The organism is Roseateles sp. GW821-FHT09G09 (assembly GCF_059415965.1).
In genome coordinates, this window is record NZ_JBWKOG010000007.1 from 392,838 (window position 1) to 404,862 (window position 12,025).

The 12,025-nt window shown below is 70.8% G+C and carries 9 protein-coding genes; 7 read left to right on the forward strand and 2 right to left on the reverse strand.

What is annotated here, in order from left to right:
- The first annotated feature begins 1 nt into the window (after window position 1).
- The 5 genes from nuoN to ggt all read left to right on the forward strand — a co-directional run bounded on the left by nuoN (window position 2) and on the right by ggt (window position 4,851).
- A complete protein-coding gene (gene nuoN, locus AC07O8_RS20650) occupies window positions 2-1,483 on the forward strand; it encodes an NADH-quinone oxidoreductase subunit NuoN (RefSeq protein WP_495049798.1) in 1,482 nt (493 codons plus the stop codon).
- Window positions 1,484-1,514: 31 nt separating this feature from the next.
- A complete protein-coding gene (locus tag AC07O8_RS20655; protein WP_495049799.1) occupies window positions 1,515-1,850 on the forward strand; it encodes a DUF2818 family protein in 336 nt (111 codons plus the stop codon).
- A complete protein-coding gene (locus tag AC07O8_RS20660) occupies window positions 1,831-2,490 on the forward strand; it encodes an NUDIX domain-containing protein (RefSeq protein WP_495049800.1) in 660 nt (219 codons plus the stop codon). Before AC07O8_RS20655 ends, AC07O8_RS20660 begins: the two co-directional genes overlap by 20 nt.
- Window positions 2,491-2,502: 12 nt before the next feature.
- Window positions 2,503-3,036, forward strand: coding sequence for a DUF1178 family protein (locus AC07O8_RS20665; RefSeq protein WP_495049801.1), 534 nt, complete (start codon window positions 2,503-2,505; stop codon window positions 3,034-3,036).
- A 144-nt stretch (window positions 3,037-3,180) separates the two neighbouring features.
- Entirely contained in the window at window positions 3,181-4,851 is a 1,671-nt protein-coding gene (gene ggt / locus AC07O8_RS20670; RefSeq protein ID WP_495049862.1) for a gamma-glutamyltransferase, read from the forward strand.
- Window positions 4,852-4,956: 105 nt separating this feature from the next.
- Here the strand turns inward: ggt and AC07O8_RS20675 are convergent, their stop codons facing one another.
- Window positions 4,957-5,892 carry a 5'-nucleotidase, lipoprotein e(P4) family gene (locus tag AC07O8_RS20675; protein WP_495049802.1) on the reverse strand — a complete coding sequence of 312 codons (936 nt, stop codon included), beginning with the start codon at window positions 5,890-5,892 and terminating at the stop codon, window positions 4,957-4,959.
- Window positions 5,893-6,073: 181 nt separating this feature from the next.
- Between AC07O8_RS20675 and AC07O8_RS20680 the strand changes: the two genes are divergently transcribed.
- The gene (locus AC07O8_RS20680) at window positions 6,074-10,087 is read left to right on the forward strand and encodes a YCF48-related protein (protein ID WP_495049803.1); all 4,014 of its coding nucleotides are present in this window, start codon (window positions 6,074-6,076) and stop codon (window positions 10,085-10,087) included.
- A 30-nt stretch (window positions 10,088-10,117) separates the two neighbouring features.
- Complete coding sequence (locus AC07O8_RS20685) at window positions 10,118-10,267, forward strand: hypothetical protein (protein ID WP_495049804.1); 150 nt, start codon at window positions 10,118-10,120, stop codon at window positions 10,265-10,267.
- Window positions 10,268-10,276: 9 nt separating this feature from the next.
- On the opposite strand, the gene AC07O8_RS20690 is transcribed toward AC07O8_RS20685, so the two are convergent.
- Window positions 10,277-11,866, reverse strand: a complete 1,590-nt coding sequence (locus AC07O8_RS20690; protein ID WP_495049805.1) for a 3-deoxy-D-arabino-heptulosonate 7-phosphate synthase — start codon at window positions 11,864-11,866, stop codon at window positions 10,277-10,279.
- Window positions 11,867-12,025: the final 159 nt, after the last annotated feature.

Consider the following 12,025-nt stretch of genomic DNA (forward strand, 5'->3'; position numbering starts at 1 on the left):
AATGAACGACATGAACTGGGTCGCGGTCTATCCCGAAATCCTGTTGCTGGCGCTGGCCTGCGTGGTCGCGCTGGTGGACCTGTTCGTCACCGATGCGCGCCGCACGACGACCTACTGGCTGACGCAGCTCAGCCTGGCGGTGGTCGGCGTGATGCACTTCGCCGCGATGGGCGACGTGCCCACCGAGACGATGCAGGGCATGCTGGTCGTCGACCCGCTGAGCCACCTGCTCAGCGGCGTCAGCGCCGTCGCGCTGATCGTCACGCTGGTGTATGCGCGTCCGTATGCGGAATCGCGCGACATCCTCAAGGGTGAGCTGTTCACGCTGAGCCTGCTGGTGCTGCTGGGCGTCAACGTGATGGTGGCGGCCAACAACTTCCTGACGACCTACCTCGGCCTGGAGCTGATGAGCCTGTCGCTGTACGCGCTGACGGCGCTGCGTCGCGATCACACGATCTCGACCGAAGCCGCGATGAAGTACTTCGTGCTGGGCGCGCTGGCCTCGGGCTTCCTGCTGTACGGCCTGTCGATGATGTACGGCGCGACCGGCTCGCTGTCGATCCCGCGCGTCTTCGAGGTCATCTCCACCGGCACCGTCAACAAGGGCGTGCTGGTGCTGGGCGTGGTCTTCGTCGTCGCCGGCCTGGGCTTCAAGCTGGGCGCCGCGCCGTTCCACATGTGGGTGCCGGACGTCTACCAGGGCGCACCGACGGCCGCGACGCTGCTGATCGGCGGCGCGCCCAAGCTGGCCGCGCTGGGCATGACCTTGCGTCTGCTGGTGGAAGGCATGCTGCCGCTGGCGACCGACTGGCAGCAGATGATGCTGGTGATGGCGGTGGCCTCGCTGGTGGTGGGCAACCTGGCCGCGATCGCGCAGAGCAACCTGAAGCGGATGCTGGCCTACTCGACGATCTCGCAGATGGGCTTCGTCGTGCTGGGCCTGGCGTCGGGCGTGGTGAACGGTCAACCGGACCTGCATGCGCTGAACGCCTACAGCTCGGCGATGTTCTATGCGATCACCTACGTGCTGACGACGCTGGGCAGCTTCGGCCTGATCATGCTGCTGGCGCGCCAGGGCTTCGAGTCCGAGCAGATCAGCGACCTGGCCGGCCTGTTCAAGCGCAGCCCGTGGTACGCCCTCGTGATGGCGATCTACATGTTCTCGCTGGCCGGCATCCCGCCGATGGTGGGCTTCTACGGCAAGCTGGCCGTGCTGCAGGCGATGGTCACGACGGGCCAGTCGCTCTACATCTGGCTGGCCGTGATCGCGGTGCTGCTGTCGCTGGTCGGCGCGTTCTACTACCTGCGCGTGGTGAAGGTCATGTTCTTCGATGAGCCGACCGATCGCAGCCCGCTGACGGCCCCTGTGGACGCCCGCGTGGTGATGTCGCTGAACGGCGTCGCCGTGCTGGTGCTGGGCCTGGTGCCGAGCGGCCTGCTGGCGCTGTGCAGCCAGGCCGTGACGCGCGCGCTGGCGCACTGATCGTCCGCGACGGATCACAAGGAGCACGCGCATGGGGCAGGGCGCTTCGGTCTGGACGGTGCTGGTGGTCGCGCTCATCGCGGCCAACCTGCCGTATCTGAGTTCGCGCATCCTGCTGGTCGGGCCGCGCCGCGATCCGAAGGCCGGCGGCTGGCGCCTGCTCGAGCTCTTCCTGCTGGCGCTGCTGACGCTGGCGGTGGGCTTCGGCCTCGAGTCGCAGCAGGGCCAGCGCTTCCCGCAGGGCTGGGAGTTCTACGCCGCCGCGCTCGCGATGTTCGTGACCTTGGGCTTCCCGGGTTTCGTGTGGCGCTACCTGCGCCGCTCGCGGGCCAAGGTGCGAGAGTTCGATGACGAAGAAGCTGCCTGACGCCAACCGACCCGAGGACGACGGTGTGATCGGCATTCCGCCGGCCGTCGACGCTGACGAGCATCTGCGCGAAACCCCGCTGTCGTCCGACTGGATCCTGCGGGGCCATTTCCTTCAGGTGAAGCGCGACCGCGTCGCGCTGCCCGACGGCCGGGAGGCCACGCGCGAGTACATCCGCCACCCCGGCGCCGCGGTGATCGTGCCGCTGTTCGACGACGGCCGCGTGCTGCTGGAGCGCCAGTACCGCTATCCGCTCGGTCGCGTGGTGCTGGAGTTCCCCGCGGGCAAGCTGGATCCGGACGAGAGCCCGCTGCGCTGCGCCGTGCGCGAGCTGTTCGAGGAGACCGGCTATCGCGCCCGCGAGTGGGCCTACGCGGGCGTGCTGCACAACGCGATCGCCTACGCGGACGAGCGCATCGAGATCTTCTTCGCACGCGGCCTGATCGCCGGCGAGCGGCAACTGGACGAGGGCGAGTTCCTCGACCTGCTGCCGGTGACCGAGGACGAGCTCGACCGCATGGCCTGCGACGGGCGCGTCACCGATGCCAAGACGCTGATCGGCCTGCAGTGGCTGCAGCGCTGGCGGGCCGGCGCATGGCCATTGGACTGGATGCCGGCGGACGCAGCGTCCAGCCGCTAGCATCGGTCCATCATGCTGGTACTGAACCTGGCCTGCGAGGCCGGCCATGCCTTTGAAGGCTGGTTCGCGTCTTCCACCGATTTCGAATCGCAACAGGAGCGCGGTCTCCTGAGCTGCCCGCTGTGCAACAGCGTCTCCGTGCGGCGGATGCCGAGCGCGCCGCGCTTGAATCTCTCTGCCACTGCGGAGCCCAAAGGTGCAAAGGCCGCTGCAAAGGCCGCTGCGAAGGCCGCCGAAGCCGGCGGCACGCGCGGAACCGAGACACCGCCGTCGCTCCCCCCGGGACCGGGCCTGCCGGACGGCGTGCCGCCGATCGCGGTCGAGCTGCAGAAGCAGGTGATGCAGGCGGTGCGCACGCTGATGGCGAAGACCGAGGACGTCGGCGACCGCTTCGCCACCGAGGCGCGCCGCATCCATTACGGCGAAGCCGAGGAGCGCGGCATCCGTGGCCGCGCGACGCTGGACGAGGCGCGCGAGCTCGCGGACGAGGGCATCGACATCGTCGCATTGCCGGTGCCCGACGCGCTGAAAGACCCTCTCCAGTAACGACCTGACGCCGCTTGGGATTGCGGGCGACACCGGTGCGGGTGTCGAATGCCCCGTCGCATCTCTTGAGGAATCAGGTTCATGAAGACTTTCCGTTTGCTCGTGTGCGCCGCGGCGGTGACCGCGTCCTTGACCTTCGCGCCGATGGCGCCGTCCCTGGCGGCCTCCGCCGCGCCGGTGGCCGCGCAGAACGGGATGGTGGTGACGGCGCAGCACCTCGCGACGCGGGTCGGCGTCGACGTGCTGAAGGACGGCGGCAATGCCGTCGACGCCGCGGTGGCGGTGGGCTACGCGCTCGCAGTGGTGTACCCGGCGGCGGGCAACCTCGGCGGCGGCGGGTTCATGACGATCCAGCTGGCCGACGGCCGCAAGACCTTCCTCGACTTCCGCGAGAAGGCGCCGCTGGCCGCGACGGCCAACATGTACCTCGACAAGGAGGGCAACGTCGTCAAGGGGCTGAGCACCCGCGGCCACCTCGCGGTGGGCGTGCCGGGCACGGTGTCAGGTCTTGAGTACGCGCGGGAGAAGTACGGCACGATGAAGCGCCCCGCGCTGATCGCGCCGGCGATCGCGCTGGCGGATCGCGGCTTCTCGCTGGACCAGGGCGACGTCGACATGTTCCAGACGGCGACCAAGGATTTCGAGGCCGACGCGGCCTCGGGCGCGATCTTCCTCAACAAGGGCAAGCCCTTCCAGGCCGGCGACAAGCTGGTGCAGAAGGACCTCGCGAAGACGCTGCGCGAGATCGGCGCCAAGGGCACCGACGGCTTCTACAAGGGCTGGGTGGCGAAGGCGCTGGTCGAGTCCAGCCAGTCGGGCAAGGGCATCCTGACGCAGGCCGACCTGGACCAGTACCAGACGCGCGAGCTGCCGCCGGTGGAATGCGACTACCGCGGCTACCACGTCGTGTCGGCGCCGCCGCCGAGCTCGGGCGGCGTGATCATCTGCGAGATGCTCAACATCCTCGAGGGCTATCCGCTGCGGCAGCTCGGCTGGGGATCGGCGCAGGGCGCGCACTACCAGATCGAGGCGATGCGCCATGCCTACGTCGATCGCAACAGCACCCTGGGCGATCCCGACTTCGTGAAGAACCCGCTGCAGCGGCTGCTGGACAAGGGCTACGCGGCGAAGATCCGCGCGGCGATCGATCCGGCGAAGGCGGGCGTGTCCATGGACATCAAACCCGGCGTGGCGCCGCATGAGGGCAGCAACACGACGCACTACTCGATCGCGGACAAGTGGGGCAACGCGGTGTCGGTGACCTACACGCTGAACGACTGGTTCGGCGCCAAGGTCACGGCGGCGAAGACCGGCGTGCTGCTCAACAACGAGATGGACGACTTCACCTCCAAGGTCGGCGTGCCCAACATGTACGGCCTGGTCCAGGGCGAGGCGAACGCCATCGCGCCCGGGAAGCGGCCCCTGTCGTCGATGAGCCCGACGATCGTGACCAAGGATGGCAAGCCGGTGATGGTGGTCGGCACGCCGGGCGGCAGCCGCATCATCACGGCGGTGCTGCAGACCATGCTCAACGCGATCGACTTCGACATGAACGTGCAGGAGGCGGTGGATGCGCCGCGCTTCCACCAGCAGTGGCTGCCGGACGTGACCAACGTCGAGCCGTACGCGTTCTCGCCGGACACGCGCAAGCTGCTGGAGGGCATGGGCCACAAGCTGGGCGCGCCGCATCCGGCCAACCACCTGGCGGCGATCATCGTCGGCGCGCCGTCGCTGGCGGGCAAGCCGGTCGGGAACAACCGCTTCTACGGCGCGAATGATCCGCGCCGCAACACGGGGTTGGCGGCGGGGTATTGAGTCGCCGCGGCGCTGCGGCGCTGCGGCGCTGCGGTGCCGAGGTGCCGAGGTGCCGCCCGACGCCTTCAATCAAAGGGCGGCACGGCGAAGGGCGGCATGCACCGGCTATTGCGGGGCTGACGCCGGACCGGCGGGTTCCGCAGCCGCCGGGCCGCTCCACGGCTTCAAGGCCTCGTAGCGCTGCGGCAGCGTCAGCGCGTCCCCCCACGACCCGTAGGTCGGATTGGGAATCGGCACCCACGAGAGGCCCCAGCGCTTCGCGTGCGTCGAATCGACGTAATTCTTGCGCGGCACGAAGTCGTTGAGGTCGTCGCCGACGAGCATCGCGATGCGGTGCGTGCGCGCGACCGCGTAGCGTCTGGCGCTCTTGTCGGAGTCGGACCATTCGATGCGGTCGCGGCGCAGCATCAGGTCTTCCGGCGCGACGGCACGGCCCAGCACGCGCTCCAGATTCGCGAGCGTCTGGGCCTTCTGCGGGCAGGCGACATGGAAGCCGTCGGGACCGTAGGAACCCTGGAGGGGGCAGGTCCGGTTGGTGATGAAGACGACGCGGAATCCGAGCGTCCTGGCACGGTCGATGAACTCAGGCGCGCCCGGGATCGCGGTCGCCTGCGCGGAGGCCACCCAGGCGGCCCAGGACGCGCTGTCGTAGGGCTTGCCGGCGCGGATCCGCCAGGCATCGTAGGGCGAGTTGTCGACCACCGTCTCGTCCACGTCCAGCACGATCGCCGGTGGCTTGCGGGTGAAGCCGCCTTGCTCGGCCTGCTCGAGCGACGCGGTCTCGTGCGTGGCCGTGCGGGCGGCGGCCAGGCGGGCGGTTGCGGCGCGGAAGACCGCGAGCGTGGCAGCCCGGCGCTCCACCGCGGTCTGGAACCACAGGGTGGCCGTCACGCCTTCGCGACCGACGATCGGAGGTTCCTCGGCGGGCGCTGACGCGGCCACCGCGGCCGTCGCGGCTGGCGGGGCCCCTGTGGCCTCAGCGGCCATCGCGGTCGATGGGGCCACCGAGGCCATGGCGGTCATCGCGCCCAGCGCGCTCATTGCCGCGAAGGCGGCCAGCGGGGGGCGTGTGAGGCGGGTTCGAATCGCTGCGAGGCGCATGCCGGGGCTTTCTCGGTAGTCGGAACGCGTCGATTGTCCGGCGGTCCAGCGTCCTACGGACTGATGATGCGCGCCCGCGTGGCGCGGGATATACGGCCACGTCGCCCACTTGTCTCCCGCCATGCAAGCTCCCTCTCCCGGCTTTCCCGGCTCTCGCGGCTCTCGCGGCTCTCCCGGCTCGCTCGGCTCTCCCGCGACCCATCGACGCGGCGGCCGTGCCTGGCTGTGGATCGCCGTCGTCTGGTGCGCGCTCGCCACCGCCGTGGCCCTGTGGCAGCCGCCCGGGCCGGTGAGCTCGGCGATGCCGGTCACGCGCGCCGAGCGCGGCCTCTGGGACTGGTGGCGACTTCCCGTCGAGCGCAACGCGTTCCGCCGTCTGCCCGATGTCAGCGGCGTCTTCACGTCGATCGCGGTCGATGCCGGCGGCAGCCACTGGTGGCTCGCCGGAGAGGGCGGCGCGTTGGTCGAGACCCGCGACGGCGGTGCCACCTGGGAGCCCTTGTCGACCGGCTCCGACCGCCTGCTCACGGCCCTGCACGCGAGCGCCGACGGCCGGCGCCTGTGGGCCGTCGGTGAGCGCGGCACGGTCCTGGCTTCCGACGACGGCGGCCAGCGCTGGCGCATGCAGACGTCCGGCACCGATCGCCAGTTGCGCGCCGTCCAGTTCGCGTCGGACGCGCGCACCGGATGGGCGGTCGGCGACGACGGCGCGGCGATCGCCACGGACGATGGCGGCACGACATGGCGCCCGATGGCGGGCCTGGGGACGTCCCGGCTGAAGGACGTGCGATTCGAAGCGGCCGGTCGCCTGGGCCTGGTGGTCGGCGACGGTGGGCTCGTGTTCCTCACGGAGAACGGCGGCGCGCGCTGGCTGAGCCTCGAAGCCAGACCGCCGGCCCTCGTGCCGTCGAGCATCGCCCAATCGGCGACAGTCACGTCGACGCCCGTCCAGTCGTCGCCCGTCCAGTCGTCGCCCGTGCCATCGATCCCTGTGCAGTCCAGCCCGGTGCAGGCGGCGCAGGCGCAGCCCAGCTTGCAGACCTATCCGTCCGACGACTGGGTGGCCGCCGCGCTGACCGCCGACGGGCAGCGGATCGGGCTGGCGAGCCAGCAGGGCCGTTTCTCGTGGTCGAGTGATCGCGGCAAGACCTGGTCTTCCCCGACGGATCTCGCCGTGCTCATGCCGGAATCGATCGCCTTCAGCGCCGACGGCCGTCATGGCGCGGCGGTCGGCGCCTTCGGCGGGCTTGCCACGTCGGTGGATGGGGGCAGGACCTGGCGGACCCAGGACAGTCCCGAGTTCAGGCTGCTGGTCGCCAGCCGGGTCGCCGACGACGGGCAACGCGCCTGGGCGCTCGGGAAGAACGGCTACCTGATCACGTCCGAGGATGGCGGACTGGCCTGGGCGCCGGCCATGCGGCGGGCGCTGAACACGCTGACGAGCGTCGGCTTCTCCGACGACGGCAGACGCGGCTGGGCGGTCGGCCTCGGCGGCACCGTGCTGAAGACCGAGGACGGCGGCAAGACCTGGCACCGGCAGTCGGCGGGGACCGGCGCGGCGCTGGGTCTGCTGCACGTCAGCGCGGACGGCGGGAAGGCCTGGGCGATGGACGTCGACGGCAAACGCGTGCTCCAGACAACCAACGGGGGCGCGTCGTGGGAGCCTGGCAACATGACCACGCCGGACGCGCGGGCAGCCATGCAGCGCCCGCGCCAATCGCTGCAGCCGCCGATGCCGCTGCCCTTGGGTGTGCGCTCGGGCCACATCGGCGCGGACGGCCTGCGCGGCTGGGCGGTCGGCGAAGGCGGGCTGTTGCTGGCCACGCGCGACGGCGGCCGCAACTGGGACGATCCCCGCGCCTACGCGCGTTATCCAGCGCCGTGGTACTGGCTGGCCTTGCTGCTGGCGGTGCCAATGTTCCTGCGCGCCTGGCGGCTTTTCACGCAGGCGCACCAGACCGTGATCGGCATGGCCGACACGCCGGCCACCGACGCGGCGCTGACCGACCCGCGGCAGGACCGGCTCAACTTCGAGCCGCTCGCCGCGGGCATCTCCCGCTTCCTGCGCAATCCGGCGACCGAGCCGCCGCTGACGCTGGCCATCACCGGCGACTGGGGCTCGGGCAAGAGCTCGCTGATGGGGCTGATCTGCGCCGATCTGCGCAAACACGGCTCGCGGCCGATCTGGTTCAACGCCTGGCACCACCAGAAGGAAGATCACCTCTTCGCCGCGCTGCTCGGCGCGTTGAGCAAGCAGGCGCCGCCGCCCTGGCTGAGCCTCGACGGCATTGGGTTCCGGCTGCGCCTGCTGTGGCTGCGCTCGCGCAAGCACTGGGTCTTCACCCTGCTGCTGTGCACGGCGGTGGCGGCGCTCATCACCTTGCACCTCGGCATGAACGACGCCGTGGCGGAGACGCAATTGTTGCGGCGGCTCGGCGACCTGCTGACGTCGCTCGGAGACCTGGGGAGCGCGAAGACCGCCGGCGCATCCACGACCGCGGCGACCGCGGCGACCGCGGCAAATGCGGTGACCGCGCCGCCCGTGCCCTGGGCCGGCTGGCTCGCGCTGCTGACCGTCGCCGGCACGACGCTGGCCGCGCTGCGCAAGGCGCTGACGGCCTTCGGCGCCGATCCCGCCGCGCTGCTGGCCGGCGGGCTTCAAGGCATGAAGCCCAAGCTCGCCGCCGAGCAGAACAGCTTCCGCACGCGCTTCGCCGAACAGTTCGGCGAGGTCTCGCAGGCCTTGCCCGAGCGCATCGTCGTCGTCATCGACGATCTCGACCGCTGCCGGCCGGAGGCGGTGCTGGAGATCATGGAGGCGGTGAACTTCCTGACCTCGTCGGGACAGTGCTTCGTGCTCTTCGGCATGGCGACGGACAAGGTGCAGGCGGCGCTGGCGATCGCGTTCGAGCGCATCGCCAAGGAGTTGGCGAGCGGCGCCAACGACGAGAAGGATCCCGAGGCCGCCGCGCGCAAGCAGCGCCGCAGCTATGCGGCCAACTACCTGCAGAAGTTGATCAACCTCGAGATCAAGGTCCCGACCGAGCAGTCGTACGAGGCGTGGCGGCTGCTCACCGACGATCCGGCGACGGCGGTGTCGCCCTCGTGGCGCGCACAGGCGATGGACGGGCTGCGCCGTCATGCGATGTGGCTGGCGCTCGCGGTGGCCATCGCCGTCGGCGTGAGCCTGGGCGTGCTGCTGCGTCCCGACGCGCCGCAGACGGACGAGCGCGCGATAGCACCGGCGCCATCGGCGTCGTCGTCACCCGCGCCCTCGACGGCGCCGGCGGCCAGCGCGCCGTCCGCGTCCGGTGCGTCGTCCTTCCCGGGGCAGTCGGCCTCCGACCCCACGCTGGCCTGGGGCGTGTCGCCGGCCCAGTCGCCGACGCGGGTGCTGGTGCAGTCCGGCCAGGAGAGCCACGCGGACGAATGGATCGCCGCGGCGGTGCTGGCCGTCGGCGCGGCGCTGGCGGGCCTGCTGCTGTGGCGCGCCGCGAGCCGGCGCCATCGCGAGGCGACCGATTCGAAGGACTTCCGCGACGCGCTCAAGGTCTGGACCGAGCTGGTCCGCGAATCCGCGCACACGCCGCGCGCGGTGAAGCGCTTCGGCAACAAGCTGCGCTACTTCGAGATGCTCCAGCAAGGCGAGGAACGCGACCGCACGCTGCTCGACGACCTCAAGGCGAGGTTGCGCCGGATGACCGCGAAACGCGACGGCCCCATGCCGGTGGAGACGGCCACGCCTCGCACCGAGCCGAATCGCCGGATCGCCGCGCCGCAACTGGTGGCGCTGGGCGCATTGCACGAGGTCTTCGGGACGCAATGGCTGGTCCAGCAACTCGCGTTATCGCGGTCCGGTGCTGAAAGCGATCTGCCGCCGGGAGGCGCTCAGTTGTTGGGCAATCGGTTGATCAAGACGCACACGGCGTTGTTCTCCACGGACTGGCCGCCGAGCTTTGAAGAAATGCAGACCTTCGCACGCCTGCTCGATGGCATCCGCATGCCCGGCGAGTCGGAAGAACTCGACATGCGCCGATCGGGGACCGCCGTGCCGTCACCCAACGCGCCCTCGAGTCCAGGGACGGATTCGCCGTCGAGCTTTGCCTCCAGCGCACCCCCGCGCGATCCGGCCTAGGAGCTGCATGGCGATGCGACCCTGCGGCCCATGAACGAGGCGGCGGCCACGACCGCGTCAGCGCGCCTGATCGACGCACTGGCCGCCGCCGATGTCTCCCGGCGGTCCTCGATGGGACCGCTGGCGGGGAGCCAACGACCCGCCTCTCCGGTGGCGATGTTCGTCGGCGCGCCGGCCTGAAGAGTTCCTTCACGCCTGCGCGGCGGCCAGCAGGTCGCGCGGATGGACCATCAGTTCGCGCACGGCGCGCAGCGTCACGTACTGGCGCAGGACCGAGGTGAACGCGGGCGATTCCAGCAGCAGGCGCCACACCGGGCTCAGCAGTTGCGGATCGGCCGGCGCGCCGTCCTCGAGCAGGCCGGCGAAGTCGAGGCTGGCCTCGGCGGACAGCAGCTGCATGCGGCTCGCCGCGTTGAGCAGTCGCGGCGTGCGTTCCTCCGGACCGTCGCAGCAATAGAGCACGGCGCGCGCGAGTGCGCCTTCCTCGGTGGGCAGCGCGCTCAACGAGGCGCCGCGCAGGCGGACCTCGCCGTCGTTGGAGGCGAACCCATAGGTCGTGTCGATGTCGGCCTGCGACAGCAGGCGCAGGCCCCGCAGGAGTCGCGGCAGGTCGGTGGTCGCGGCGTCCGGCGAGGCCTTGGCCTCGATGAGCAGGCAGAGGTCCCAGTCCTTGCCGGTCCCTGTGACGACCTCGCCGATCCCTGCGGCAACTTCGCCGAGCCCTGTGACGACGTCGCCGTCGTGGCGACGAAGCAGCGCCACGTCCCACTCGCTCTTCGCGCGTTGGGCGTCGCCGGGGAAGGAGGCCGGGATCCGCAGCGAGGTCGCGACCCGGTAGCGCGACGTCCCGGCCTCGGCGTTCATCCGGATGACGAGCGCGCCGAGCGCCTCGGTGGCCAGCGTTTCCACCGCGTCGCCGCGATGCTGGGCGTCGGCGCCGCTGGCGGCGGCCTGCTCGCTGCCCGCGACCGGGCCGCGACGATCCCAGAGGGCGCGATAACGCGTCACCAGCGGGTCGGACGACACGCTGTCGAGTCGGCGCAGGCGCGTCAGCGCGGCTTCGGCGGACAGGCGCTCCAGACCGCGATGGAGCAGGTCCTCCGCGCGCACGTCGGGGGCCTGGCGCAGCGCGGCGATGACGTCGGACACCCGCGTCCAGTCGCTCGCCGCGGCCGCGGCGTGCAGCGCGAGGAGCGCCTCGCGCGTCGATCCCGGCGATCGACGCTGCGTCTTCTCGGGATGCGCGAGCGCGTTGACCGCGGCGCGAACCGCGCGGCGATCGCGTTCGACGTGCGCGCTGAGCGAGGCGTATTCGCGCACCACGGGCGACCGATGGCGCAGGACCATGGCCTGGAAGGCGGGATCGCCGCAGCCGTCGATGCAGCCATTGCCTCCGTTGCCGTCATTGCCTCCATTGCCACCACTGCCTCGATTGCCACCACTGCCGCCATTGCCGCCGCCGCCGTCGTCGCCGCCGTCGTCGTCGCCGCGATCCTTGAGCGGGCGCATCGCCTCCTCGATCAGTCGGGCGAGTGCGCTCAGGAAAAGCGTCCGCACGGCGTCCGCCGGTGTCGATCCGGCGGCAAGCGCCGCGCGCGCGTGCTCAATGGCGACGGACAGCGCGGTGGCTGGGCCGCGAACGCGCGCGTCGTCCAGGCTTGCCGGCAACACCGGCGCACGGTAGCGACGCACCGTCTTCCTCAGCGCGTGATCGAGCAACGGCGACAGCGTCGGTGATGGCGGCTGCCCCGAACCGGGCGCGGCGTGGGACGGAGGCATCGTCGGCGGGCTCATGAGAAGCAGGGCGCGTCATGCGGGCATCGAGTGGCGGAGGGCGGCCGCGAGGACCGGACAATGGCAGCCGAGTGTGCCTCATCGCCCGGTCTGACCGCGCGGCGCATGGCAACATCGCGGTTCAGACCGACCACAGCCTCCGCC